This window comes from Labrys sp. HAY1-8F (genome assembly GCF_056754975.1).
On sequence record NZ_JBPGWZ010000001.1, the window covers coordinates 718,685 to 744,261 of the forward strand.

Sequence of the window (25,577 nt, forward strand, 5' to 3'; positions counted from 1 at the left end):
TTCCGCCGGCAAGCACTCGTCTCCATGCCGGTCTGGAGACCGGCACACCGGTTTGCGACCCCAAGAAAGCCGACTGGCACGCATCTTGCCACCCGAGAGGCAAACCTTCTGCCAGCGGATCGTGAAATGGCGTATCGGATATATTGCGACTTCGACGGAACGATAGCGACCAGCGACGTTACCGACGTCCTGCTCGAGGCTTTCGCGGCCCCCGGCTGGCGCGACATCGAAGCCCAATGGCAGGCAGGCCTGATTGGCTCCGCCGATTGCATGGCGCGCCAGGTCGCGCTCCTGCATTGCAGCCGCCCTACCCTCGATCGATTGCTCGATTCCATCGACATCGATCCCGGCTTCGTCGATTTCGTCGCCTTCTGCCGGGACCATGACATCGAGCCGACCATCGTCAGCGACGGCCTCGACTATGCCATCCGACGCATCCTTTCGCGTCTTGGCCTGGGTGACCTGCCTGTTATCGCCAACCGCCTGATGTTCCTGGCCGAAGACCGTCATGCCATGCTCAGCCCCTACGCCTCCACGGCCTGCCGTTCGGCTGCTGGAACCTGCAAATGCGAGGCCGTCAGGGCGACTGGCGGAGCGGGGCCGCATACCACCATCCTGGTCGGCGACGGCCGCTCGGATTATTGCGCGGCCGGGGCCGTCGATCTCGTCTTCGCCAAGGCCGGCCTTCTGGAGCATTGCCAGGCCAGCGGCATCGTGCATTTGCCCTACAGGGATTTTGCCGAGGTCACGCAGCTTCTGGCCGAACGACTGCCGAGCCTCGGCGCCGGGTTGGCCGGTCTGGCCGTGCAGGTCCCCGATGGAGCCTTCCTCGGGCAGGAAAAGCATACCGGCCTGCTCGAGACCTGCATCCCAGCCAGGGTGCTGCCATGATGCCGATCAGGATCCTGGATCTCGACGGTAGCCTGCCCGGCCAGAAGCCGATCGCCCGGCGCCTTCAGTCCGGCCAGGCGGTGCTGCATGATCTGCGCTCGCTCGGCCCGGCCTTGCGTCTGTGGGCGCGCCGGCAGACCTATGCGGCTTTCGAGAGCTTCTGGGCCAGCCTGCCGGTGCCGTCCGAGCCAGCGCTCACCCTGGTGGGCTCGGGCGATTTCCATCATCTCACAGCCGGCTTCATCGCCTCGGCACCGGGACCGCTGACAGTGGTTCATTTCGACAATCATCCCGATTGGTGCTGGACCATGCCCCGCCGCCATTGTGGGTCGTGGGTCAACGAAGCGCTCGCCCTGCCGCATGTCGAGCGTGTGGTCACCATCGGCCCCTGCAGCGACGATCTGGTGCGTCCGGATCGCAAGGGGGCCAATCTGGAGGCCTTGTCGAACGGGCGCCTGGAGCTCTTCCCCTGGTGGCATGGTCCCTCGGAAACGCGCAAGGAAGTCCGCAGCGGTGCCGGGCATGTTGCCGCCGACGGACTGATCCGCTGGCATAATCTGGTGGATCAGGACTGGAGCGGCTTTCTTTGCGCCCTGATGGAGCGCGTACCGACGGAACGGATCTGGATCACCATCGACAAGGACGTGCTGCCGCCGACCGAAGCCGTGACCAACTGGGACCAGGGCGGGCTGCCGCTGCAGCGCCTGATCGAAGCCATCCAGCGCCTGGCGGCCAATTTCAGCGTGGTCGGCGCTGACATCTGCGGCGAATATGCGCCGATCCGCCACCGCAATCCTTTCAAGCTCATCGAATCCCGGCTCGACCAGCCGCGCGTCGATGCAGAGCCGGATCTCACTATCAATGCCCATACCAACGAGCGGCTGATCGCTGCCTTCGAGGCTGTCCTATGAACGGTTTTGCCTTCCTCGTCCTCTTCGGCACGATCCTGTGCGACGTCGTCGGGCAGCTCTGTTTCAAGGCTGGCCTCGACGGTGTCACAGGCGGGGATTCGTCCCGTCCGGTCTGGCTCAAGGTCGCGACCACGCCCTTGATCTGGCTGGGCGTGGCGACCTACGCCATCGAGATCGGCGCCTGGCTGTTCGTGCTGTCACGCATGCCATTGAGCGTCGCTTTCCCGTTAGCGAGCCTCTCCTATTGCGGCATCGCGCTCGCAAGTCGCTTCATTCTCAAGGAGCCGGTATCGCGCCGGCGCTGGCTCGGGACCGCCCTCATTGCCGTGGGTGTCGCTATTGTGGGGACTTCGACATGAACGTTCATACCCCCCCGATCGGCAAATCTGAGACCCAAACCCAGTCCGCTCCTCCTCAGGCCCATGCCTTCCATTATGCCGGCGGCCCGACCGCCGTCCTGCTGATTCATGGGCTGACCGGCACGCCGGCCGAGCTGAAGCTGGTCGCCAAGGGCCTGGCCCGGGCCGGTTATTCCGTCTACGGCGTACAGCTCGCCGGCCATTGCGGCAGCGAAGCCGACCTCATGGCGACCGGCTGGAAGGACTGGCTCGCCAGTGCCCTGGAAGCTTTCGACCGGATCCGCCAGAACCACGATGCCGTGTTCGTCGGTGGCCTGTCGATGGGTGCGCTGCTGGCCCTCCTGGTGGCGTCCCACCGTTCCGATCGCGTCGCGGGCTGCCTGCTCTATTCACCGACCATGTTCTATGATGGCTGGAGCGTGCCGCGCGGCAGCGTGCTTCTGCACGTGGCCATCCTGCTTGGGCTCGGGCGCTTTTTCCGCTTCCGAGAGAATTTTCCTTACGGCATCAAGGACGACCGACTGCGGGCCCGGGTGCAGGCCGCCATGGAATCCGGCCGCAGTGAAGAGGCGGGCCTGCTCTATATGCCTGGCCGAAGCCTTGCCCAGCTTCTCTACCTCATTCGCGATCTGAAACCACGTTTGCCCGCTCTGCGCATGCCCGCTTTGGTCCTGCATGCCCGCGAGGACGACGTCACCAGCATCCGCAATGCCAATTATCTGGCGGCCAATCTCGGCGGCAATGTCGAGAAGATCCTGCTCGAAAACAGCTATCACATGATCACGCTCGACCAGGAGCGCGATCTGGTGGTCGACCATTCCGTCGGCTTCCTCAAGCGTACCGAGCCGCGCCGGCTCGCCCAGCCCACGCTGAGCCTGGCGCTCAATCGAGGACGATCATGACGCTGACCGCCGTCGTCGAGAACTCGATCGCCGCCTTCGACAGTGCGGACTGGAATCGCTGCTTTCCGTCCGATCCGGAAAACTGGGCCTTCTATCGTGCCTGCGAGGAAGCCGGCCCTCCGGGCTTCACCTGGTACTACGCGGCCATCCGCGATAATGGCCGGTTGGTCGCCGTCGTGCCGGCCTTCGGCACCGAATATCGCCTCGACACCACCGTGCAGGGGGTCTTGAAGCGGATCACCAACCAGATCCATCGCGTGCTGCCCGCTCTCTTGTCACTGCGCCTGATCGCCTTCGGCTCGCCGGTTGCCGAAATCTGCCATCTCGGCTTTGCTCCGGAGGTGCCGGCCTATGACCGGCCGGCTCTGCTCCGGCGTATCGTCACCGCCCTGCAGGAATTCGGCGCCGCCAAGCGCTACGGCCTGCTCGGCATCAAGGATGCCCCCTCCCGGGATGACGGCCTGTGGCGCAGCGCGCTCACGCCAAGCGGCTTCACTCGCCTGCCCGGCCTGCCGACGGCCATGCTCGACCTGCCTTTTGCCACTTTCGACGCCTATCTCGAAAGCTTGAGTAAGGCCACCCGCAAGGACATGCGGCGCAAGCTCAAGGCCTTCAAGGATATTCGCGTCGAGCAGCGCCGCGAGATCGACGACGTGGTTGGCGAGGTATCCGCCCTCTACCAGCAAACGGTCGCCCATAGCGACCTTCAGTTCGAGTATCTGCCGCCGGACTATTTCCCGCAGTTGCTGCGCTTTCTTACCCCCGAAGCTAGCGTCTTCCTCTACTGGCATGGCAATGAGCTGGTCGCCTTCAATTTCGTGATCGAGACCGCGGACCGCCTGATCGACAAATATATCGGCATGAACTACGCCGTCGTTCCGAAATTCAGTCTCTATTTCAACAGTTGGCTGCACAATGTCCGCTATTGCATCGAGCGCGGCATCCCGGTCTATCAGAGCGGCCAGGCCTTCTATGGCCCCAAGCTGCGGCTGGGCTGCCGGCTGCAACCCAATTGGCAATATTTTCGCCATCGCAACGCGGCAATTAACACCATACTGCAAGTCGTCGCCAAATTCGTGCGGTTGGACCGCTTCGATCCTGCGATCGCCAATCTCGTGAAGGATGCGGCATGACCAACACGATATCCACTCCGCGTCCGGGCTACCGCAATACCCTGTTTGCGTGGCTGCTTCTGCTCGTGTTCGAAACCACCTCGCAATTCGCCCTCAAGATCGGCGGCGAGGCGCTGGCGCATCTTCCCTTCGGCCTCGCCTGGCTTATGGAAGCGGCGAGCAATCCCTGGGTCATCGTCGGGGTCTTCGGCTATCTAGGGGCCTTCTCCGCCTGGATGGTCATTCTCGATCGCATTCCGCTCAGCTTCGGCTTTCCTCTCACCGCCGTGGTGATGCTGGTGGTTGCCATCGCCTCGCACTATGTCTTTGGTGAAGAACTCTCGCCCTGGCGCATGGTGGGCATCGGCCTGATCGTGGCGGGGGTGGTCGTCATGGGGGGAGGCGACGGGTGACGATGCTCACCGTTCTCTATAAATGGTGGAGCCGCTCGATACGCTGGAAGCTCGTCGGCGTGTTCGTCATCATCAGCGTCATTCCGATGCTGATCGCGACCAAATTCGCCACGCAAGTGGTCTCCACCACGTTCGAGGACAATGTCGAGGCCTGGCTGTTCCAGACCTCGCACTTTTTCGTGGCCAACATCCTCGACCAGCGTCGGGAAACCGCCAGCATCGCCGACGTGCTCGCCGAGAATGGCAGCCTGACCGCTCTCGTCACCGGACAATCGCACGAGATGCCGCCGGCGGTGTCGCATATGATCAATGCACTCGGCTATGATCTCCTGCTGATCTCCGACAATGAGGGCAAGGTCGTCTTCTCCTCCAAGCCGGCCACCAACATCACCAGCGTACCCTTCGGCGAGGGCCAGAAGCTCTATCTCGACGTGATCGACGGCACGCCGACCCTGATGGCGGCGGGCTCCAGCACCTTCGATTATCAAGGCCAGCGCTACCACGTGCTGATCGGTACGCTGGTCGACCAAAGCTTCGTCGCCAATATGGGGGCATTGTCGTCGCTGACTGTTCGCCTCTACTACAAGGTCAATGGCCAGTTCACGCAGGTCTATGCCTCCAACGGGCAAGCACCCATTGCCTTGCCCGCGGCGACGCTGGCCGAGGTCGCTGGCAATGGCGTCGATGAGTATACATCCGCCGACATCGCTAGCGAGGATATCTCCATCGGCATCTATGCGCCGATCCGAGATGGCAACACCCTCATTGGCGTATTGTTTTGTGGCCTCAGCTCGGAGTCGGGCATTGCCGATTGGGTGACGAGCAAGAACCTGTTCATCGCCATCTTCGCCTTCGGCATGCTGCTGTCGCTCGGCGCCGGCCTGATCATGTCGCGCCTGCTCACCAGCCCGGTCATTCGTCTTGCGGAGGGCGTCAACGCCATCGCGAAGGGGGATTTCACCCAGCGCGTGCCGACCCGCCGCCACGATGAACTCGGCCAGTTGTCCATCGCGTTCAACTCGATGGCCCAACAGCTCGAGGGGCTGCGCAAGATGGAAGCCAAGCTCAGAAGGCGCGAGCGCATGACCACGCTCGGCGAGGTTGCCGCCGGCCTTGCGCATGAGGTGCGCAATCCGCTCGGCATCATCAAGACCTCCGCCGAGCTCCTCCAGAACAGCGCCAACCTGACCGAGGTGGAGACGCGGCGCCTGGGCTATGTCATCGACGAGGTCCGCCGGATCGACCAGTTGATCCGCGACTTCCTGGCCTTTGCCCGGCCGCCGCAGCGCATGACGGACCTGGCTCCCGTCGATCTTGTCGACCGGGTTCTCGGCAGTTGCCAGAGCGAGATCGAGCACCAACAGGTCCTCGTCAATGTCGAGGACGAAAGCGGCGGAGCCCGCATCCATGTCGATCGCGACCAGATGATCCAGGCCTGCCTCAACCTGGTGCTCAACGCCCTGCAGGCCATGGAAGGAACGCCAGAACTGGCGACGGCACCCGGGCTTGCCGTTCGCCCCCGCCTCGACATTCGCATCACCACCGAGGGAGACGAGGTGCATTTCATCTTTGCCGACAATGGACCTGGCATCCCGTCAACCCTGATCGACCGCATCTTCGATCCCTTCGTCACCACCAAGGACAGCGGCACCGGGCTTGGCCTCGCACGCGTCTTCGCCGTCGCCGAAGGTCATGGCGGCTGGATCGAGGCCCGCAACGCCACGCATGGCGGCGCCATTTTCGAACTCGTGATACCCGCATCTCAACGGAGGGCAGGCGATGTCCCAAACGATCCTGCTCGTTGACGACGAGGTGAAGTTGCTCGACGTGTTGAGCGGCGTGCTGGAGGGGCTGGGCTATCGCCCGCTTACCGCCAACAGCGGTGCCGCCGCGCTCGAGCGGTTGGAGCAGGAACCGGTCGATCTCGTGCTCACCGATCTGCGCATGCCCGGCATGAGCGGGCAGGAATTGCTGGCCGAAATTCACCGCCGCCATCCTTCCATGCCGGTGGTGATCATGACCGCCTACTCGACGGTGCGCGACGCCGTCCAGGCCATCAAGGACGGAGCCTTCGACTATATCGACAAGCCGATCGAACAGGAGGAGCTGGCGACGACCCTCGCCAACGCCCTGCGGCTTCACGAGGCTTTGCGCGACAACGAGCGCCTGCGCCAGGAATTGGCCGGACGCTACAAGTTCGACACGCTGGTGGGCAAATCCCCTGCCTTCCAGAAGGTACTGCGTGCCGTGAGCGAGGTGTGCGAGCAGCGTACCACGGTGCTGCTCACCGGCGAGAGTGGCTCGGGCAAGGAAGTGGTGGCCCGCGCCATCCACTTCAACAGTCCGCGCCAACGCAAACCCTTCGTCGCGGTCAATTGCGCCGCCATTCCCGAGGCACTGCTGGAAAGCGAGTTCTTCGGCCATGTGAAGGGCAGTTTCACCGGCGCCGTCAGCAATCGCGTCGGCCGTTTCGCCCAGGCCGAGGGTGGCACCCTCTTCCTCGACGAGGTCGGCGACATGCCGCTCAACCTGCAGGCCAAGATCCTGCGCGTGCTGCAGGAGCGCCAATATGAGCCGGTGGGAGCCACGGGTTCACGCACGGCCGATGTGCGCATCATCGCCGCGACCAACCGCGACCTCACCCAGATGGTGGCCGAGAACAAGTTCCGCGAGGATCTTTACTACCGCCTCGCCGTGTTCCCGATCGCCTTGCCGCCTCTGCGCGAACGCGCCGAGGACATTCCGCTGTTTCTCGATCTTTTCGCCGACGACCTCGCGCCCACGCTCGGCAAGCGCGACATCCGTTTCAGCCCCGACGCCGTGCGCGTGCTGACCACCTATCGCTGGCCCGGCAACATCCGCGAACTGCAGAATTGCGTAGAACGTTCACTGATTTCGGCGCGCGGCCCGGTGATCTCGGCCACCGACCTGCCGCCCTATATCGCCGAAAAGCCCGGCAACGGCGCGGCGCAGGATTTTCCCATTCAACTAGACGATGCAGCTGCCGCCTTCGAACGCGGCCTCATCGTCGAAGCCCTGAAGCGGGCCGACGGCGTGCAGGTGCGCGCAGCCGAACTGCTCGGCATCAATGAACGCAGCCTTTGGCACCGGCTGAAGAAATACGACATCACCGTCTCCAAGACGGTCGGGCCGCGCTCCTAGAGCAAAGCGCGTTCAGGTGTGAACGCGCGTTGCTCTCATTGTTTTGTTTCGACGCGTCTTTGCGATTCTTGGCGATTCCGACGAACCGCAAAACGCTTTGACGCCGCCCCATAGGAGATCATGAGATGGATTCCATCCTGGACCGCATCGTGCGCTGGGCCTTTGCCAGGATCGTCAGCCGCGGCAATCTGACGGTGGTGACACCCGCCGGAACCCGGCTCGTCTTCGGTGACGGCAGCGGCGAACCTGTCACCGTCCGCCTGACGGACCGGGCTGCTGTGGTGGCGCTGCTGGCCGATCCGGACATGCGGCTCGGCGAACTCTACATGGACGAGCGCTTCCTGGTCGAGCAGGGCTCGATCTACGATTTCGTCCATCTCATCCTGCGCGAGGGCCAGAACCAGACCCATCCCCTGCCCGCGCGCCTCATCGATCGGGCCCGCGCCGCTCTGCGCCGGTTCCGGCTGCGTAACCTGCCGGGCCGTTCCAAGCGCAATGTCGCGCATCACTATGATCTCGACGGGCGCCTCTACAACCTGTTCCTGGATGCCGACCGGCAATATTCCTGCGCCTATTTCGAATATCCCGGCCAGAGCCTGGAAGACGCCCAGGCCGCCAAGAAGCAGCACATCATCGCAAAGCTTCGGGTGGGGCCGCAGCACAGGGTGCTCGACATCGGTTCGGGCTGGGGTGGTCTCGCCTGCTCGATCGCCGAGGCCGGAGCTGCCGAGGTCCGAGGCGTCACCCTGTCGGAAGAACAGCTCGCCTTTGCCCGCGAACGGCCCAAGGGCGTTGTCGAGGGCCGCGTCCATTTCGACCTGATCGATTATCGCAGTGTCCAGGGACGCTTCGACCGCATCGTTTCCGTCGGCATGTTCGAGCATGTCGGTCTTGCCTATTACGAGACCTTCTTCCGGACCGCCGCCCGGCTTCTGGCCAACGACGGCGTGATGCTCCTGCATACCATCGGCTGTTCGTCCGAACCCGGCTTCACCACGCCCTGGCTCGACAAATACATCTTCCCCGGCGGCTACATCCCCTCGCTTTCGGAGATCCTGCCGGCCATCGAGCGGGCCGGGCTGATCGTCACCGATGTGGAAGTGCTGCGCCTGCATTACGCCGAAACGCTGAGGGCCTGGCGCGAACGTTTCCTGTCACACTGGGGCGAGGCCGAGGCGCTGTATGACGCGCGTTTTTGCCGGATGTGGGAATATTACCTCGCCGCCGCCGAGGTCGCCTTCCGCTGCGAGGATCTGGTGGTGTTCCAGATCCAGCTCGCCCGATCCAACCAGACCCTGCCGATGACACGCGACTATATCAGCGCCGAACGCCGGCCGGCGGCCAGCAAGTTTACGCCCGCTGACACCCAGCTTGGAAACGTAGCCTGAGGAGGCGCGCCCGACTCGTCTCCTCTCAGACTGCCCGGACTGCCCCCTGAACCAAACGAAATGATGGAATAGCCGCAAGAATCTCCCTCAACTCCACCGAACGGTGACGAACATGGCCCATATCGTGCTGATCAATCCGCGCTTCGAGGCTTCCTATTGGGGCCTGGAACATGCCCTGCCCCTGTTCGATGCCAAGGCCAACCTGCCGGTCGCCTGCCTGCCCTTGCTGGCGGCGCTGACACCGGCCGAATACACCGTCACCCTGATCGACGAAAACGTCGAGGCAATCGACTATGAGCTCTGCGCCCGGGCCGATATCGTCGGCCTCACCGGCATGATCGTGCAGCGTTTCCGCATGCGCGAGATCCTCGATGAGTTGAAGCGTCGCAAGTGCTTCGTAGCGGTCGGCGGTCCCTGGATCACGGTGAGCGAGGACTATTTTGGCGACGACGCCGACGTCACCTTCATCGGCGAAGCCGAGGAGAGCTGGCCACGCTTTCTGGATGACTGGGTCCATAATCGCCATGCCCGTCGTTACGAGCAGGCCGACAAGACCGATATGTCAACGGTGCCGGTGCCGCGCTTCGATCTCCTCAAGATGGACGATTATGCGGTCGGCAGCGTGCAATTCTCGCGCGGCTGCCCGTTCACCTGCGAGTTCTGCGACATCATCGTGGTGTTTGGCCGCAAGCCCCGCATCAAGACCAGCCGGCAGGTCATCGCCGAACTGGAGGCGCTGCTGGCGACCGGGATGGATACCGCCTTCATCGTCGACGACAATCTGATCGGCAACAAGAAGGCGATCAAGGAAGTGCTGCGCGACGTCGTCACCTGGCAGGTCGCGCATGACTATCCGATGACCTTCGTCACCGAAGCCTCCATCGACCTCGCCGACGATGCCGAACTGATGGAACTGATGGTGGACGCCAATATCCGCGTGGTGTTCATCGGTATCGAAACACCCAATGAAGCCGCTTTGCGCGAGACCAAGAAGCTGCAGAACGTGCGCAAGGGCGCCACCATGCTGGAAAAGGTCCACACCATCCAGCGCAGCGGCATCGAGGTATGGTGTGGCATGATCCTGGGTTTCGACAGCGACGATGCCTCCATCTTCGAAGCCCAGCGCGTTTTCATCCGGGAGTCCCGCATCGTCAACGCCATGGTCGGCATGCTCGCCGCCATTCCCAAGACGCCGCTCTACGCTCGGCTCGCCAAGGAAGGCCGTCTCGATCTCTCCGACCGGCAGCCCTACGGCACCAATGTCATCCCTCTTAATTTGAGCCGCGAGGCACTGCGCGACGGCTATCTGGAGGTCATGGCCGATCTTCACCAGCCCCAGGCCTTTTTCGACCGGCTGGACGCGCTCTATCTCGACGAACGCATCAAGCCGGAGCGCTCCAGGCTGCGGCATCTGCGCCGCCATCCGCTGCGCCTGGCGAAGCTCAACCTGATGTGGATGCTCGAAGCCGCCGGCATCTTCCTGCGTCTGATGCGCCGGGTGCCCCAGAAGGAACTGCGGCGGGTCTATCGCCAGCGCCTGTGGACGATGCTCAAGCGTCGCCAGTCGCCGGTGGTGATGCAGATCTATGCGATCAAATGCGCCATGCATTACCACGCCCATACCATGATCAGCGACATGCGGGCGGGCCGGATCGTCAACTCGTTCTAGGACGTGTCGTCAGCTATGGTTTCGAAGCTTTGCTTGGACAGATTTGTGCTGACGGACGTCCAATGACCGCGCGGCAATTGCGCGCGGTCAGAAGTCGAGGAAACGCCAGCACAAGGCAAGGAGCCAAAGGCTTCTTGCGCTGGGTCGTTCTCAGCCACTTTGGCGGTCACTTAGACCTATGCCGTTTCACGAACCATCGCCGCTGACGACAGCACGGGCGGCACGAACGACAGCATCCGTCGTAATATCGAACTTCTTGTAGACATCGTCGATTTTGCCGGATTCACCGAAGTCGTGCATCCCGACGAAGCGCCCCTCGAAGCCGAGATAGCGCTCCCAGCCGAGTTCCACCGCTGCTTCCACGGCGACGCGCGCGGTCCCTTCGCCGAGCACCGCCTTCTTGTAGGCAAGATTCTGCTCCTCGAAGAGCAGGCGGCAGGGCATGGAGACAACGGCCGTGGGCACTCCCTCCTGCTGCATGATTTCGCGGGCCTCGACGGCGAGATGCAGTTCGGAACCTGTCGCCAGGATGGTCAGCTTGCGCGCTCCGCCCTCGGCTTCCAGCAGGACATAGGCACCGCGGGCGGATTTGTTCTCCAGGCTCGCCTCCCGGCGCAGCAGCGGCATGGGTTGGCGTGACAGTGCGATGAGTGCGGCACGGCGCGGCTGATCGAGAATGAGTTCCCAGCATTCGGCCGTCTCGACGGGATCGCCGGGGCGGTAGACACCCAGATGCGGGATGGCACGCAGCGCCGCCAGATGCTCGACAGGCTGATGGGTGGGGCCGTCCTCGCCCAGACCGATCGAATCATGCGTCATCACGAAGATCGTGCGGATGCGCATCAGCGCCGCAAGCCTGATGGCTGGGCGGCAATAATCCGAAAAGCACATGAAGGTTCCGCCGTAGGGGACGAGGCCGCCATGCAGCGCGATGCCGTTCATCGCAGCCGCCATGCCATGCTCGCGCACGCCGTAGTGGACGTAAGACCCGGCATAGGCGCCCGGCCTGATCTCGACCTGGCTCTTGGTCCTCGTGTTGTTGGAGGGCGTGAGGTCGGCCGAGCCGCCAAGCAATTCGGGGATCGCGTTGGCGAGGTGTTCGAGCACGGCGCCGCTCGCCTGCCGGGTTGCCATGCCCTTGTCGCCAGCGATGAACTCCTGCTTGGCGGCGGCAATGGCGCTCTTCCAATCTGCCGGCAGTTCGCCCCTGTGGCGGCGCTCGAATTCCGCGCGCAGCGGCTCCGGCGTGGCCTTGACACGCTCCAGCCAGGCGGCGCGAGCGCTTGCTCCCTTCGAGCCGATGTCGCGCCAGGCCTTCAGGAGGTGGTCGGGGATCACGAAGGGCGGCGAGTCCCAGCCCAGTATCTTGCGGGCACCGGCGATCTCCTCTTCCCCTGGCGCATCGCTATGGGCCTTCTGCGTGCCGGCCCTGGTGGGGAAGCCGAAGCCGATGATCGTCTTGCAGGCGATCATCGACGGCTTGTCCGTCACCGCGCGGGCGGCCGTGATCGCCTCGCGGATGGCGTCGGTGTCATGGCCGTCAATCTCCTGAACATGCCAGCCGGAGGCCCGGAAGCGCTCGATCTCGTTGTCGGACACGGCGAGGCTGGTCGCCCCGTCGATGGTGATGGAATTGTTGTCCCAGAAGGCGATGAGCCGCCCCAGCTTGAGATGGCCGGCCAGCGAGATCGCTTCCTCGCTGATGCCTTCCATCAGGCAGCCATCGCCCATAAAGACATAGGTGTAATGGTTGACCAGATCGTCGCCGAAGGTCGCGTTCAGGATGCGCTCGCCCAGAGACATGCCGACCGAATCCGCGATGCCCTGCCCAAGAGGTCCAGTGGTGAGCTCGATGCCGGCGGCATGGCCGTATTCGGGGTGACCTGGTGTCTTGCTGCCAACCTGGCGGAAACGCTCCAGCTCTTCGATCGGCATGTCCTTCTCGCCTGTCAGGTAAAGCAGGCTGTAGAGCAGCATCGAGGCATGGCCGTTGGAGAGAACGAAGCGATCCCGATCGGGCCAGTGGGGCTCCGCCGCATCGAACGTCATGAAATCCTTGTAGAGGACAGTGGCGATGTCAGCCATGCCCATGGGCGCGCCGGGATGACCGCTCTTGGCCTTCTGCACGGCATCCATCGACAGGAACCTGATGCAATCTGCCATGTCGCGGAGATGCTGGTCACGCGGGGCAGGTACCGTCTTCGGTGTCGCGGTTGAAGTGGCTTCATCCATAAGCACGATCCTTCTCAATGAGGTGATTGCGCGACAGCAAGCCTGTCAACCGCGTTGCCTTATCGCGCAGATACGGCAACATTCGTTCATACTATAATCTGGTAACCTAGTCGCTTGATGACGAACCCTCATTGTCTTTTTGGCTGGGCTGAATACCACCGCCCCCATCCTGAAGTTCGCCTGGAAAGCAGCGCGAAAGTCACGATCGACATTCCACTCATGGTAGGCGCGTGGGGGGCAGTACAAATCGTTCCACCCAAAGCTTGAATCGTAATCAGTCTTCAATGGGAAGCCTGAATCTCAACAAGTCTTGGCGTAAAGCGCGTTCTAGCGAAACTTCAGGCCGAAGGAATAGCTCAGGCTGAGGCCGACCGTGTTCTGATTGACCGAACCGAAGCGCTTTGTGACCGGGCTGTCGGCGGCATCGCCCGTCAGGCGCTCGAACTTGTCGTAGACCGTAGCCTTCCAGGCTGGCGAGAATTGATAGGAAACCGAAGCGAGGGCGCCATAGGCCTTGATGCCGGCCGAGGGGTCGTAGGGTATCACCTGCCCATTACGCAGGGCATCGCGCTCCGTCACGCCGAAGGAGGAGCGCATATAGGTCCCGTTGCCGACCGACAGGCGCGGGCCTATGGAAAAAGTGAAGGCGCCATAGGGCAGCACCCAATCGGCCGAGAAATCAGCGACCAACCCCTGTCCCGCCCGCAGGGCCTGGCGTACCTCCGCCCGGGCACGCAACTGGTTCTCGATCAGCCAATATTCCATGAACAGGCCGGCATCCAGCGTCGCGGGTACCGTGTGCACCCCGGTGAGGTCCCGCTCATCCGACCGTGAGCGGCCACCGCGGAAATCGGCCGCGGGCCCGATGGCAAAGCCATGGCTCTCCAACAAGGCGAAGGAGAACGCATCGTCGGGGGCGCCCCAGCCTGGCGCTTCCCCGGCGCGCCTGATGTCGAAATCGGAGGGCAGCACCGTGACGCTGGTTTTCGAAGCGCCTTCATAGGTCGGCCCGTACTGAACCCCAACGCCTAATGTCACGATCCAGTCCGGACCGGTATCAGGCTGCGAGGAGAAGTTCAGTACCGAATAGGGAGAGCGTTCATCGGCATGCGCCGGCAAGCCGGAGACGAGCGAACCGGCACCCAGACCAAGGAAAGCTAGAACGGGCAACACACTCGAACGCATGGACGCGGCATCCTCAAACTGGATCGTACTTGCGGTACCTTCCATCGCCTTGACAAGCAAAATCAGGTTAGAGGTTTAAGATTTCGTGGGCATGATGCGATTGCGCCAGGGTAGAGAGAGCCACGGCGCGCCCAGATTATCAATCATCATGGCCGTGCGGGCGCCAAGCTGGCTGCCAGATAGAGACGGTTCATCAATCTGAGCTGGTCGGGAGCACCGGGGGTCGTGGGCGCATCCCTGCGCATCATGCCGACCATGGTCTTCATGTTGTTGAGCACGACCGCCGCTATATCGTCCGCCTCGGCCTCGGCCAGGCCTGGAGCGTTGGCCTTCAGCGCTACGCGTACGCCGGCAAGAGCCTGGGCGCGGAAGCGGAGGCGGATCTGCGTCCAATCCGTCCTCGAATCCAACAAGGCCGTGACGGCCCGTGCCTTGGGATGAAGCTTTACCAGGAGCTCGATCAGGAGGTCCGCCAGTTCCTCCGGCGTGACACGTCCCGCCTGGTCGCGCACGGCGTCATAGGCCGCGGCAAGGACCGCCGCATAATGGTCCATCAGGGCATCCGCCACCGCGTCCTTGCTGGGAAAGAAGCGATAGAGCGAGCCGATGCGGGCATCGGCGCGCAGGGCGATCTCCGCCATCGTCGTCGCTTCGAACCCGCGCTCCTGGATCACCTGCGCCGCCGCCTCCAGCAGTTCCGCCACGCGTTGACGGCCGACCTCGCGCTGCGGCGCCAGGGTTTTGCGTTTCTGGCTTGACAAATTTGAGTCCATCCTCAAATAGATATGTTGCTTGAGTAGTTCCTCAAATAAATAGCGACCTTCCCCGCACGGCGCAACCCGGCCCAGGACGGTCGAGAACCCGGCGAAAGGATGGTTCCATGCTCGCCCTACCCGCCCGCACCACGGCCCTCATTCTGATCGATCTGCAAAAGGGCATTGTCGGTACGCCGACCGAGCCCTATTCCGGCTCGGACGTGCTTGCCAGAGGGCAACTCCTGGCCAGGCGGTTTCGCGCCGCTGGCGCCCCCGTCATTCTCGTCAATGTCGCCTTTTCTCCGGATTTCGGCGACGCGCCCAGGGGGGCGGTCGATCAGCCGATGAAAATACCGCCCGGCGGTTTTCCCGACGGCTGGGCTGATCTGGCCGACGGCCTTGCAGAAGCCTCCGATCTTCGGATCACCAAGCGCCAATGGGGCGCCTTCTACGGCACCGAACTCGACCTGCAGCTGAGGCGTCGCGGCATCACCACCGTGGTCATCGGCGGCATCGCCACCAATATCGGCGTCGAGTTCGACCGCCCGCGCTGCCCATGAGCACGGCTATGCCGTCGTGCTGGTGGAGGATGCCTGCGCGGGCCGCGCTGCCGACATGCACGCCTTCGCCTTCGAACGCATCTTCCCGCTGCTCGCCCGCGTGGCAAAGGCCGACGAGGTCTCGCTGCAGTCATGAAGCGCCCGGCTCGATGGCCGGGCCTTGCCCGACTCTCCCTTCAATCCGCACCGCCGGCTCGACGTTGGGCCGTATTGCTGGCCTCTTCCATCCTGCTTGCGGCCCTGCTGCAAGGGTTGAAGCTTCCCCCTGCCTTCATGCTCGGGCCCCTGGCCGCCGGTGTCCTGCTCCAGATGGCGGGCGGATCGGTCAAGGTTCCTCCACCCCTGACCGCTGCAGCACAAATGGTGATCGGCTGCCTCATTGCCCAGGCGATCAATCCAACGATCCTTGCCAGCCTTGCTCGGCAGTGGCCGGTATTCTGCGTCGTGGTCGGCCTTGCCGTCGCTGCGAGCATGCTGATCGGATGGAGCATGAGCCGCTTGCGCATCATCGCCGGCAACACGGCCGTCTGGGGCATGCTGCCGGGCGCCGCCACCGTGATGATGGTGATGGCGGAAGCCTATGGTGCCGATTTCCGCCTCGTCGCCTTCATGCAATATCTGCGCGTGGTGCTGGTGGCCGCGGCCGCTTCGCTGGTCGCCCTCCTTTTCGTGCAGGGCGGTGGCGGCCGCTTCGCGACCGGCTTCTTCCCGCCGATGGCGCTCGCCGATCTCCTGGCCACGACAGCCATCGCGCTTGCCGGCGGCGGCCTCGGCCGCCTCCTGCGCATCCCGGCAGGCATGCTGCTCGGGCCCCTGGCCCTCGGCGCGCTCTTCAATGTGCTGGGTTGGGTCCGGATCGAATTGCCGCCGATCGCATTGATCATAAGCTATGCGCTGATCGGCTGGAACACGGGCCTGCGCTTCACCCCGCAGATCCTGGCCGCCGCCGCCCGGGCCCTGCTGCCGAGCGTGGGCGCTACCGTCCTTCTCATGGCCTTCTGCGGTTTTCTGGCCTGGCTGCTCGTGATCTTCCTGCATGTCGATCCGCTGACGGCCTATCTCGCCACCAGCCCGGGCGGGGTCGATGCGGCCGCCATCATCGCGGCCTCGACCCATGTCGACACTCCCTTCGTCATGGCCTTGCAGACGGTTCGGCTGATCATCGTGCTGGTCATCGGCCCGAGCGTGGCGCGATGGGTGGCCGATACGCTCGGCCGGCCGGTTTCCGAGGCCGGGCCGGTCGATCCCGACTAGCTGGGCTGCCAATCCCGGTCTTGGACGAGTTAAGCCAAGAATCGGGATTGGAGCGCCCTAACTTGCCTGTCGCTCAAGCCTCAATCATAGATCGGGAAGCTGGTGAGCAGGTCCTGCACCTCCTCGCGCACGCCGGTTTCCACGGCGCCGTTGCCCTCTTCGCCATCGGCGGCAAGACCGTCGATCACCTTGAGCGTCAGGCGTGCAACCTGCCTGAACTCCTCGGTCATGAAGCCGCGGGTCGTGCAGGCCGGCGTGCCCAGGCGTACGCCGGAGGTGACCATCGGTCCCTGGGGATCGAACGGAATACCGTTCTTGTTGCAGGTGATGTGAGCGCGTCCGAGCGCGGCTTCCACCGCCTTGCCGGTGAGGTTCTTGCGGGTGAGATCCACCAGCATCAGATGGGTGTCGGTACCGCCAGACACGATGTCGACGCCGCCACTGGACAGTCCCTCCGCCAGGGCCTTAGCGTTATCAACGACATTGGCGGCATAGGTCTTGAACTCGGGCGTCAGCGCCTCGCCGAAGGCGACGGCCTTTGCGGCAATGACGTGCATCAGGGGCCCTCCCTGCAGGCCGGGGAAGACCGCCGAATTGATCTTCTTGCCGATGTCCTCGTCATTCGACAGCACCATGCCGCCGCGCGGGCCGCGCAGGGTCTTGTGCGTTGTGGTGGTCACCACATGGGCATGGTCGAGTGGATTGGGATGGACGCCGCCTGCAACCAAGCCGGCAAAATGCGCCATGTCGACGAACAGCTTGGCGCCGATCTCGTCGGCGATCTCGCGGAAGGCTTTGAAGTCGATGATGCGCGGATAGGCCGAGCCACCGGCCAGGATCAGCTTGGGCCGGTGGGTCTTGGCGAGGGCGCGCACCTCGTCGAGATCAATCCGATGCGTCTTGGGGTCAACGCCATAGGAAACCACGTTGAACCACTTGCCCGATTGGTTGACGGGCGCACCATGGGTGAGATGGCCACCCGCGGCAAGGTTCAGGCCGAGAAAAGTATCGCCCGGCTGCATCAGGGCCATGAACACCGACTGGTTGGCCTGGCTGCCCGAATTGGGCTGCACATTGGCAAAGCTGCAGTTGAACAACTGCCGCGCCCGCTCGCGGGCAAGTTCCTCGACCTCGTCGACGTGTTGGCAGCCGCCATAGTAGCGGCGCCCGGGATAGCCCTCGGCATATTTGTTGGTAAGGACGGAGCCCTGCGCCTCCAGCACCGCCCTGGAGACGATGTTTTCGGAGGCAATCAGTTCGATCTCCTCGCGCTGGCGATGAAGCTCGCGGCCGATGGCGCCGCTGACCGCCGGATCGGCCTTGGACAGGGTATCGCGAAAGAAATGGCCGGTATCCGTGCTGCCGGATCTGACGGGGCTATCCATGAAACTCTCCCTTGTGACGCCCGGAGGCGCTGATAACCATCGTCAGCCGGTCCAACCGAGCCCGGCTGAGATGCAGTTGATTGAAAGCAGCAGGGCATTGACCGCCCGCTTGGGGCTGGCGGACTTGCCGTCCTGGGTGCGGACTTCCCGTAAAAGCTGAACCTGCAGGCGGTGGATCGCATCCATCTGCGGGCGGATCTGGTCGAAATGGCGCTTGAAAGAGGGAAATCGCTCCGAAAGGGCCAGTCCGCCATTGACCTCGCCGATCATCTTGCGGGTCAGGTCATATTCGGCCGCGATCTTACGATAGATGCGTTCACCCACCTCGTTGTCCTGCACCAGCGAGGCATAGAGGTGCCCGATCTCCATGTCGGTCTGGTAGAGCCCCTTGTCCACTTCGTCGACGACGAGCCGGAAGAAGCGCGAGCGTTCGAACATCTGACGCAGGAGGTCGAGGCCGGCATCGCCGCGAACGCCCACGAAGGAGTTGAGCGCGCTGCCGATGCCATACCAATTGGTGATCAGGTGCCGGTTCTGGCTCCAGGCGAAGACCCAGGGAATGGCGCGCAGATCCGAGATGTCGCGGGCGCCGAAGCGCCGCGCCGGGCGCGATCCGATCTTGAGCAGCGACAATTCCTCGACCGGGCTGGCCTGGTTGAAATAGTCGATGAAGCCGGGCTCGCGGATCAGGCCGGAATAGCTAGCCTGCGACATGCCGGTCAGCGCTTCCAGGGCCTCGTTGAACTCGGGGATATCCTTGAGCTCGCTCTCGTTGCGCGACTTGACAGAGTGGGCGAACACGCTCGCGGCCAGGATCTCGAGCTGGTAGAGGCCGGTACCACGATTGGCGAATTTCGACGACACCACCTCGCCCTGCTCGGTCACACGCATGACCCCGTCGATGGTCCCGGCCGGCTGGGCCGCGATGGCGCGGCCGGTGGGCGCCCCGCCACGGCTGACCGAGCCGCCGCGGCCATGGAAGAAGCTGATCTTGACCTTGCGCTTGAGACCCAGCGCAGCGATGCGCCGCTGGGCCTTGCTCAGCTCCCAGTTGGAAGCGAGGAAGCCGCCATCCTTGTTGCTGTCGGAATAGCCGAGCATGACTTCCTGGCGGTTGGCGAATTCGCGCACCGATCGGCGCACGATCGAAATCCCGAACAATTGGTCGAGAATGTCGGGGGCAGCGCGCAGATCCGCGATGGTCTCGAACAACGGCACCACGCGCAGGTTGATGGTGCCGCTGCCGTCGGCGGCCGTGGCCAGGCCGCTATATTGGGCGAGCAGATAGACAGCGAGCAGGTCGTCGCAGGAGCGTGTCATCGACAGGATGAAGGCACCGATGGCGCCTGTGCTCGGATCCACCGACGCGTCGCGGATGACGTCGAAGAGGTCGAGCAATTCCCGGGCTTCGTCGGACAAGGTTGCCCGATCAAGCGTTGGTCTCCTGCCTGATTGCAGCTCGGAACGCAGGCGAGTGCTCCATTGCCCGGTTTCTGGCTGCAGCACCGCGTCTGCCGCGATCTGGCCGAATAACTCGGCCAGCACGCGATTGATGACCGTGGAATTCTGGCGGATGTCGAGCGAGACGGTGCGGAAGCCGAAACTCTCGACCTGCTGGCGCAGGGGGCGAATGAGGCGCCGCGCCGTCAGCGAGCCGCCAAGCTTGATGAGGACGTTTTCGAGATCGCCGAGATCGGCGTTGAAGGCATCCGCCCGGGCATAGGGCTCGGCGAGAGACTCGCTGCGCAGGGCGCGCAGACGCTCCAGCATGCCCGCCGCGAACTGGCGCAGGGGCTCCCCGGGATTGCGTGCCGTCACGGCCGATGCCGTGCCCGTCGAGCTCAGGAGGCGCGCCAGGGCCTGGCCGAAATCCTCGGGAATGTCGACGACGTTGGCGCTGACGCTGAGCAAGGTCACCAGGCGGCGCACCTGCTGAATATACCAGCCGATGACGGCCTGGCGGCAAGCATCGAGTGCATAGGCCGTGGTCTTGGCCGTGACATTGGGATTGCCGTCGCGGTCGCCGCCGATCCAGGAGGCGAAATGCAGGAAGGAGGGTACCTTGAGGTCATATTCCGGGTAGTGGCGCCCCAGTGCCTCCTTGGCCGTCTCGTAGATCCGGGGCGTCGCCTCGAAGATGACCTCGCGGAAGAAGTGGAGGCCCCAGGCGATTTCGCGCTCGACCGATGGCCGTTCGAGCCGCAATTCGCCCGACATCCACAGCAGCTCGATCTCGCTAGCGAGGTCGTTGACGTGCTGCTCGCGCTCGCGCGGCGCCCAGCGATGCTGTTCCAGCTCGGTGAGCTTGCGATAGATGCGCCGGTGGATCTCGAGAACGGTGACCCGCTTGGCTTCGGTCGGGTGTGCCGTCATGGTCGGCCCGACCCACAATTGGTCGAGCGCCGCCTGCACTTCCTCGGCCGGATAGCCGGCGGCGGCGATCTCGCCCAGCACGTTGGAAAAGGAGCCGACGATTTCGTCGGCGCCGCCGATCTGTTCGAGCTCGCGCCGAGCGCGCACGGCGAGGAGTTCGTTGACAATGGCGACGAGCTGGAACCAGATTCCGGTCGCCTGCAGCGCGCAGATGCGCTGCTTCTTGTCGAGCCTATCCAGAGGCTCGGTGCCGGCCAGCACCGCGGCCAGAGAAGGCTCGCGTTCACTGACGACAGAAAGGAGCAGCCTGAACAGCAGGCTGCGCACGTCCTCGCGGAAACTGAGTGGCCTGCTCTCATCCATCCAAGGCGTCCCCCGTCATCTATCCATGATACCGCAGGCAGCCCGACACCGGCCTCTTGCCTGTTCCCCCGAATGCTTCGTCCTGGGGATTTTTGGTTGGCTTAGCAGATCGCGTTTTGCCGCGGTTGGAAACGCCCGGACGGGTAGAAATCCTGTTCGTTCGGGTGGTGAAAAGACTGGCCGCCCGGATGGTGCAAGACTGTGGCCGCGCCTACTCGTGGCCAGCCACACCAATGGCTCCGCATCATGTCTCATTACAAAAATTTTATTAAATAGCTAATATTTTCAAATAATTATGGTGATACATTATAGTATTTTAGGAGAATTTCTTGCCGCCACGCGTTCATCCCCTCAATCATAGAGGGACGACGAGAAAGAATGGCAGGATCAACGGCGAAACACCCAGCCGAAACGTCGCGGCGGGGAGGCTTCCTCCTCCTTTTCGAAGCGCGCAACGACGTTCGTCAGCCCTTCATACATCCGGCTTCGCCGCATGATCCGATAATGCCAGGAGGCGAGCAGGCGCTCCAGGGTCGTTTCATGGTCGTCCCGAACTTCGATGAACAGCAGGGGGCGGCAGCGCTCGATCAGGCCGTCGAGACCGCCGAGGACCTCCAACTCCATGCCTTCGACATCGACCTTGACGAGGTCGAAATCCTCACTCGCGAAAAGGTCGTCACCCCTGACAATCACAAGAGGGCCGGTATTCCCGGGCTCGACCATTGCTCCGCCCGAATTGTGGTCCGCCACCGCGACCACCCTGCCCCGCCCGGCCTTCGCTCCGAGCGCATGATCGACGCGGCTGAGATCGACATTCCGGCAATGGTTGAGCTGACAATTGAGGCGCAGGATCGCCTGGGAGCGTGGATTGGGTTCCACAGGCACGACGATGGCTGCGTCGAAGAAATGGGAAAAATAGACCGTGTGGTTGCCGACATGCGCGCCGACTTCCAGGATACGTGGTTTGCTGCCAACCAAGGTTCGCAGCGCTTCGAGATCATCGAGCTCGTAGAAGCGGCCGTGGACATGAAAGTTCTGCACGGAATCGCCGAGATCATCGACGAAAAAGGAAAAGCGCCGGCCAGCCTGATCGAACGACATCACGGAGCCGTCGACCCGCTGCACGAGATTGACCGGTGCATCCGCCCGCTCGGCGGAAACCTTGAGAGCGTGCAGGCGGAAATTGCATTGCCGGCCGTTCAGGCTCCTGTCGGCCATGGGCAGGCCCTCGTGCTGGAAGACGAGGTCGAGCCGGTCCTCCGACTTCGGATCCAGGCTGAACGCGACCGCAAGACGCCGGTCATCCTCGAACCGGATCGAGGCAGCCTCCCAGGACCCGACGCGGATCGTGACACCCGGCGCAAGCCCTGCCTGCCGCCGCGCTGAGACCGCCATCGGCTCGAGCTCGATGACGACCTGCCGCCTTCCCGTTTGCGGCTCGGCGAACTTCAAGGTGAGATGGGATTCGCGACCCTCGCTGACCGGACGGCCATCCTCCAGGGCAAAGCCGCGCAGAAGGTGGGGCGAGCGGCGATGCAGCACGCCATCGAAGGCCAGCCGCACGGGCAGGCTCGCTCCAACCTCCAGCGCTCCCGCCTCGAAAGCCGGAAAGAGCTGGGCATTATGGCGCTGTTGCCACCAGGTTGCGGCGAGCCCCTTGGCCTCGGCTCCCGACCGGTAATGGAAGAAGGCGGTGGTAACGGCCACCTTGTCGAGTTGGAAGGCGTCGTCTGTCAGAAGAAAGCGATAGAGTTGATGGACGCTGGGGATGCGGATGTCCGAGATCACCAGCAAGGCGCCCGGCTTCAGCCGCTCGCGGATGGCGGCGAAGGCAAGATCGGCCGCCGGATAGCCGTCGGCGCCGCCGAGAACGGCGATGTCGACTTCCTCCTGCGGCGGCTGCACCAGCATGGCTCTGGCAACCGGGCCGTCGATCCAGGTGATGTTTTCCGCCGTGAAGCCTCTGCCCGCCGGCAATGTGGCCTGCTCGCCGCCGGCATAGACGCTGTGCCATCTGGCGTAGCGGGCGAGCAGAAGCGTGGTATGGCCGGTTCCCGTCTCCAGGCTGCGCAAAGCCCCCGCTGCGGCAGCTTCCCGCACGCGCCAGTCGAGATGATCCAGGGCCGACTCGCTGAGGGTTCCCACCTCCCCGCAGCCGAGCTCGAGCGGGAACCGCGCCAGCAGGTCCTTGAGAAAATCGGACATCGGCATCTGCAATCCTCGCACCGCGCTTCATTCGCCACTGGAGCATATCGGCAGCATCGGCAACCAGAAAGCCTGCCCTGAACGCGAAAAGCCACCCTTTGTGAGGGTGGCTTTCCATGCTGTGCCCGGCTCCCGACGGAGCCAGGCAACCTTCACGGTGATCACGCCAGATCGAAGCGATCCGCGTTCATGACCTTTGTCCAGGCGGCGGCGAAGTCGGTAACGAACTTGGCGTTGGCATCCTGGCTGGCATAGACCTCGGCCAGCGCCCGCAGCTGGGAGTTGGAGCCGAACACCAGGTCGGCGCGGGTGCCGGTCCACTTCACCTCGCCCGTGGCGCGGTCGCGGCCCTCGAACACGTCCTCGGCCGGCGAGGTCGCCTTCCAGGCCGTGCCCATGTCGAGCAGGTTGACGAAGAAGTCGGTGGTCAGCGCCCCTGGCCGGTCGGTCAGCACGCCATGCTTGCTACCGCCGGCATTGGCGTCGAGCACGCGCAGGCCCCCGACCAGCACCGTCAGCTCCGGCGCCGTCAGGCCCAAGAGCTGGGCCTTGTCGACCAGCAGCCCTTCGGCCGGAACGCTGTAGTCCGTCTTCAGATAGTTGCGGAAGCCATCCGCCACCGGCTCGAGCACGGCGAAGGATTCCACATCGGTCTGCTCCTGGCTCGCATCGGTGCGGCCCGGTGCAAAGGGCACCGTCACCTCATGGCCGGCCTGCTTGGCCGCCTGCTCGACCGCGGCATTGCCGCCCAGCACGATCAGGTCGGCGAGCGAGACCTTCTTGCCGCCGGCCTGCGCCGCATTGAAGCCCTGCTGGATCTCCTCCAGCGTGGCGAGCACCTTGGCCAGGTGCGCCGGCTGGTTGGCCTCCCAGTCCTTCTGCGGGGCGAGACGGATGCGCGCGCCATTGGCGCCGCCGCGCTTGTCGGAGCCGCGGAAGGTCGAGGCCGAGGCCCAGGCCGTGGCGGTGAGTTCGGAAATCGACAGGCCCGAAGCCAGGATCCTGGCCTTGAGATCGGCCGCGTCCTTCTCGTCGATCAGGGCATGGTCGACAGCCGGCAGCGGATCCTGCCAGATCAGCTCCTCGGCCGGAACCTCCGGGCCGAGATAGCGGGCGCGCGGGCCCATGTCGCGATGGGTCAGCTTGAACCAGGCCCGGGCAAAGGCGTCGGCGAAGGCCTCCGGGTTCTCGAAGAAATGCCGGGAGATCTTCTCATAGGCCGGGTCGACACGCAGCGCCAGGTCGGTGGTCAGCATGGAGGGGGCATGGCGCCTGGAGCGGTCATGCGCATCCGGCACCGAGCCGGCACCCGCCCCGTGCTTGGGCTGCCACTGATGGGCACCCGCCGGGCTCTTGGTCAGCTCCCAGTCATAGCCGAACAGGTTCCAGAAGAAGTTGTTGCTCCATTTGGTCGGCGTCGAGGTCCAGGTCACCTCAAGGCCCGAGCCGATGGCATCGCCCCCCTTGCCCGTGCCGAACTTGTTGTGCCAGCCCAGGCCCTGCAGCTCGATGCCGGCCGCCTCGGGCTCGGGACCGACATTGGCCGCATCGCCGGCACCATGGGTCTTGCCGAAGGTATGGCCGCCCGCGATCAGCGCCACCGTCTCCTCGTCGTTCATCGCCATGCGGGCGAAGGTCTCGCGGATGTCGCGCGCCGCCGCCAGAGGATCGGGATTGCCGTTCGGCCCTTCCGGATTGACGTAGATCAGGCCCATCTGCACGGCGGCGAGCGGGTTCTCCAGATTGCGGTCGCCGGTGTAGCGCTTGTCGTCGAGCCAGACGTTCTCGGTGCCCCAGTAGATGTCCTCTTCGGGCTCCCACACATCCTCGCGGCCGCCGGCAAAGCCGAAGGTCTTGAAGCCCATCGATTCCAGGGCGCAATTGCCGGTCAGGACCATCAGATCGGCCCAGGAGATCTGGTTGCCGTATTTGCGCTTGATCGGCCAGAGCAGGCGGCGGGCCTTGTCGAGATTGACGTTGTCGGGCCACGAATTGAGGGGGGCGAAGCGCTGCGTGCCCGAGGAGGCCCCGCCGCGCCCGTCGCCGGTGCGGTAGGTGCCGGCACTGTGCCAGGCCATGCGGATGAACAGCGGACCATAATGGCCGAAATCGGCCGGCCACCAGTCCTGCGAATCCGTCATCAGCGCGAACAGGTCCTGCTTCAGCGCGGCAAGGTCGAGCTTCTTGAACTCTTCAGCATAGTCGAACGCCTTGCCCATCGGATTGGACAGGGCAGAATGCTGGTGCAGGATCTTCAGGTTCAGCTGGTTCGGCCACCAGTCTCGGTTCGAGCGAACCTCAAAGCCGGGACGCGCCCCATGCGCAACCGGGCACTTGCCGGGGGTCGGCGTATCGCTTCCGTCCATGATCGTCTCCAATGGTTCTTGTTGATGAAATTCGCTTGGCCAAGGACTTTGGCCAGGAACTATCGCGTCTCAGAAAGACAATTGCGTGTCAT

20 protein-coding genes are annotated in these 25,577 nt (G+C 63.7%); 13 read left to right on the forward strand and 7 right to left on the reverse strand.

The genetic code is table 11. The features are described from left to right. Positions 1-126 precede the first annotated feature (126 nt). From ACR9ZN_RS03330 to ACR9ZN_RS03375, 10 genes are all read left to right on the forward strand, one after another. Positions 127-891, forward strand: coding sequence for an MtnX-like HAD-IB family phosphatase (locus tag ACR9ZN_RS03330; RefSeq protein ID WP_481271348.1), 765 nt, complete (start codon positions 127-129; stop codon positions 889-891). After that, a complete protein-coding gene (locus tag ACR9ZN_RS03335; RefSeq protein WP_454817886.1) occupies positions 888-1,802 on the forward strand; it encodes an arginase in 915 nt (304 codons plus the stop codon). Before ACR9ZN_RS03330 ends, ACR9ZN_RS03335 begins: the two co-directional genes overlap by 4 nt. Further along, entirely contained in the window at positions 1,799-2,161 is a 363-nt protein-coding gene (locus ACR9ZN_RS03340; RefSeq protein ID WP_434960746.1) for an EamA family transporter, read from the forward strand. Before ACR9ZN_RS03335 ends, ACR9ZN_RS03340 begins: the two co-directional genes overlap by 4 nt. Next, on the forward strand, positions 2,158-3,063 hold the full coding sequence (locus ACR9ZN_RS03345; RefSeq protein ID WP_454817884.1) for an alpha/beta hydrolase: 906 nt from the start codon (positions 2,158-2,160) through the stop codon (positions 3,061-3,063). Before ACR9ZN_RS03340 ends, ACR9ZN_RS03345 begins: the two co-directional genes overlap by 4 nt. Further along, positions 3,060-4,196, forward strand: a complete 1,137-nt coding sequence (locus ACR9ZN_RS03350; protein WP_454817882.1) for a GNAT family N-acetyltransferase — start codon at positions 3,060-3,062, stop codon at positions 4,194-4,196. The genes ACR9ZN_RS03345 and ACR9ZN_RS03350 overlap by 4 nt, the downstream gene beginning before the upstream one ends. Beyond that, a complete protein-coding gene (locus tag ACR9ZN_RS03355) occupies positions 4,193-4,588 on the forward strand; it encodes an EamA family transporter (protein WP_434960743.1) in 396 nt (131 codons plus the stop codon). Before ACR9ZN_RS03350 ends, ACR9ZN_RS03355 begins: the two co-directional genes overlap by 4 nt. Positions 4,589-4,590: 2 nt before the next feature. Beyond that, the gene (locus ACR9ZN_RS03360; protein WP_481271946.1) at positions 4,591-6,393 is read left to right on the forward strand and encodes a sensor histidine kinase; all 1,803 of its coding nucleotides are present in this window, start codon (positions 4,591-4,593) and stop codon (positions 6,391-6,393) included. Continuing rightward, on the forward strand, positions 6,368-7,750 hold the full coding sequence (locus ACR9ZN_RS03365; protein WP_481271349.1) for a sigma-54-dependent transcriptional regulator: 1,383 nt from the start codon (positions 6,368-6,370) through the stop codon (positions 7,748-7,750). Before ACR9ZN_RS03360 ends, ACR9ZN_RS03365 begins: the two co-directional genes overlap by 26 nt. A gap of 125 nt (positions 7,751-7,875) precedes the next feature. Beyond that, positions 7,876-9,138: a class I SAM-dependent methyltransferase gene (locus ACR9ZN_RS03370; RefSeq protein WP_481271350.1), complete on the forward strand. Its 1,263-nt coding sequence runs from the start codon at positions 7,876-7,878 to the stop codon at positions 9,136-9,138. Between the two features lie 112 nt (positions 9,139-9,250). Then, positions 9,251-10,807 carry a B12-binding domain-containing radical SAM protein gene (locus ACR9ZN_RS03375; protein ID WP_481271351.1) on the forward strand — a complete coding sequence of 519 codons (1,557 nt, stop codon included), beginning with the start codon at positions 9,251-9,253 and terminating at the stop codon, positions 10,805-10,807. A 186-nt stretch (positions 10,808-10,993) separates the two neighbouring features. On the opposite strand, the gene tkt is transcribed toward ACR9ZN_RS03375, so the two are convergent. The 3 genes from tkt to ACR9ZN_RS03390 form a co-directional block, all read right to left on the reverse strand. After that, positions 10,994-13,039, reverse strand: coding sequence for a transketolase (tkt, locus tag ACR9ZN_RS03380; RefSeq protein ID WP_481271352.1), 2,046 nt, complete (start codon positions 13,037-13,039; stop codon positions 10,994-10,996). Positions 13,040-13,366: 327 nt separating this feature from the next. Then, entirely contained in the window at positions 13,367-14,224 is an 858-nt protein-coding gene (locus tag ACR9ZN_RS03385) for a MipA/OmpV family protein (protein WP_481271353.1), read from the reverse strand. Between the two features lie 146 nt (positions 14,225-14,370). Further along, complete coding sequence (locus ACR9ZN_RS03390) at positions 14,371-14,985, reverse strand: TetR/AcrR family transcriptional regulator (RefSeq protein WP_481271354.1); 615 nt, start codon at positions 14,983-14,985, stop codon at positions 14,371-14,373. Positions 14,986-15,104: 119 nt separating this feature from the next. Between ACR9ZN_RS03390 and ACR9ZN_RS03395 the strand changes: the two genes are divergently transcribed. The 3 genes from ACR9ZN_RS03395 (at position 15,105) to ACR9ZN_RS03405 (ending at position 16,793) form a co-directional block, all read left to right on the forward strand. Next, positions 15,105-15,539, forward strand: coding sequence for an isochorismatase family protein (locus tag ACR9ZN_RS03395; protein WP_481271355.1), 435 nt, complete (start codon positions 15,105-15,107; stop codon positions 15,537-15,539). A 16-nt stretch (positions 15,540-15,555) separates the two neighbouring features. Beyond that, positions 15,556-15,675 carry a hypothetical protein gene (locus tag ACR9ZN_RS03400; protein ID WP_481271356.1) on the forward strand — a complete coding sequence of 40 codons (120 nt, stop codon included), beginning with the start codon at positions 15,556-15,558 and terminating at the stop codon, positions 15,673-15,675. Positions 15,676-15,749: 74 nt separating this feature from the next. Then, entirely contained in the window at positions 15,750-16,793 is a 1,044-nt protein-coding gene (locus ACR9ZN_RS03405) for an AbrB family transcriptional regulator (RefSeq protein WP_481271357.1), read from the forward strand. Positions 16,794-16,873: 80 nt separating this feature from the next. Here the strand turns inward: ACR9ZN_RS03405 and glyA are convergent, their stop codons facing one another. From glyA to katG, 4 genes are all read right to left on the reverse strand, one after another. Beyond that, positions 16,874-18,178 (reverse strand): serine hydroxymethyltransferase, encoded by a 1,305-nt coding sequence (gene glyA, locus ACR9ZN_RS03410; protein ID WP_481271358.1) that lies wholly within the window; start codon positions 18,176-18,178, stop codon positions 16,874-16,876. Between the two features lie 42 nt (positions 18,179-18,220). Further along, positions 18,221-20,914, reverse strand: a complete 2,694-nt coding sequence (locus ACR9ZN_RS03415) for a phosphoenolpyruvate carboxylase (RefSeq protein WP_481271359.1) — start codon at positions 20,912-20,914, stop codon at positions 18,221-18,223. Between the two features lie 387 nt (positions 20,915-21,301). After that, positions 21,302-23,119, reverse strand: coding sequence for an FkbM family methyltransferase (locus tag ACR9ZN_RS03420; RefSeq protein WP_481271360.1), 1,818 nt, complete (start codon positions 23,117-23,119; stop codon positions 21,302-21,304). Positions 23,120-23,280: 161 nt separating this feature from the next. Further along, positions 23,281-25,485 carry a catalase/peroxidase HPI gene (gene katG, locus ACR9ZN_RS03425; RefSeq protein WP_481271361.1) on the reverse strand — a complete coding sequence of 735 codons (2,205 nt, stop codon included), beginning with the start codon at positions 25,483-25,485 and terminating at the stop codon, positions 23,281-23,283. Between the last annotated feature and the right edge of the window lie 92 nt (positions 25,486-25,577).

What these genes read in the sequence shown, in the direction of transcription:
- ACR9ZN_RS03355 (WP_434960743.1), top strand. Translation starts at nt 4,193, where the DNA reads ATGACCAACACGATATCCACTCCGCGTCCGGGCTACCGCAATACCCTG.
- ACR9ZN_RS03385 (WP_481271353.1), bottom strand. Translation starts at nt 14,224, where the DNA reads ATGCGTTCGAGTGTGTTGCCCGTTCTAGCTTTCCTTGGTCTGGGTGCC.
- ACR9ZN_RS03365 (WP_481271349.1), top strand. Translation starts at nt 6,368, where the DNA reads ATGTCCCAAACGATCCTGCTCGTTGACGACGAGGTGAAGTTGCTCGAC.
- ACR9ZN_RS03340 (WP_434960746.1), top strand. Translation starts at nt 1,799, where the DNA reads ATGAACGGTTTTGCCTTCCTCGTCCTCTTCGGCACGATCCTGTGCGAC.
- ACR9ZN_RS03345 (WP_454817884.1), top strand. Translation starts at nt 2,158, where the DNA reads ATGAACGTTCATACCCCCCCGATCGGCAAATCTGAGACCCAAACCCAG.
- glyA (WP_481271358.1), bottom strand. Translation starts at nt 18,178, where the DNA reads ATGGATAGCCCCGTCAGATCCGGCAGCACGGATACCGGCCATTTCTTT.
- ACR9ZN_RS03395 (WP_481271355.1), top strand. Translation starts at nt 15,105, where the DNA reads ATGCTCGCCCTACCCGCCCGCACCACGGCCCTCATTCTGATCGATCTG.
- ACR9ZN_RS03420 (WP_481271360.1), bottom strand. Translation starts at nt 23,119, where the DNA reads ATGTCCGATTTTCTCAAGGACCTGCTGGCGCGGTTCCCGCTCGAGCTC.
- ACR9ZN_RS03415 (WP_481271359.1), bottom strand. Translation starts at nt 20,914, where the DNA reads ATGGATGAGAGCAGGCCACTCAGTTTCCGCGAGGACGTGCGCAGCCTG.
- ACR9ZN_RS03330 (WP_481271348.1), top strand. Translation starts at nt 127, where the DNA reads ATGGCGTATCGGATATATTGCGACTTCGACGGAACGATAGCGACCAGC.
- ACR9ZN_RS03360 (WP_481271946.1), top strand. Translation starts at nt 4,591, where the DNA reads ATGCTCACCGTTCTCTATAAATGGTGGAGCCGCTCGATACGCTGGAAG.
- ACR9ZN_RS03335 (WP_454817886.1), top strand. Translation starts at nt 888, where the DNA reads ATGATGCCGATCAGGATCCTGGATCTCGACGGTAGCCTGCCCGGCCAG.
- katG (WP_481271361.1), bottom strand. Translation starts at nt 25,485, where the DNA reads ATGGACGGAAGCGATACGCCGACCCCCGGCAAGTGCCCGGTTGCGCAT.
- tkt (WP_481271352.1), bottom strand. Translation starts at nt 13,039, where the DNA reads ATGGATGAAGCCACTTCAACCGCGACACCGAAGACGGTACCTGCCCCG.
- ACR9ZN_RS03375 (WP_481271351.1), top strand. Translation starts at nt 9,251, where the DNA reads ATGGCCCATATCGTGCTGATCAATCCGCGCTTCGAGGCTTCCTATTGG.
- ACR9ZN_RS03350 (WP_454817882.1), top strand. Translation starts at nt 3,060, where the DNA reads ATGACGCTGACCGCCGTCGTCGAGAACTCGATCGCCGCCTTCGACAGT.
- ACR9ZN_RS03370 (WP_481271350.1), top strand. Translation starts at nt 7,876, where the DNA reads ATGGATTCCATCCTGGACCGCATCGTGCGCTGGGCCTTTGCCAGGATC.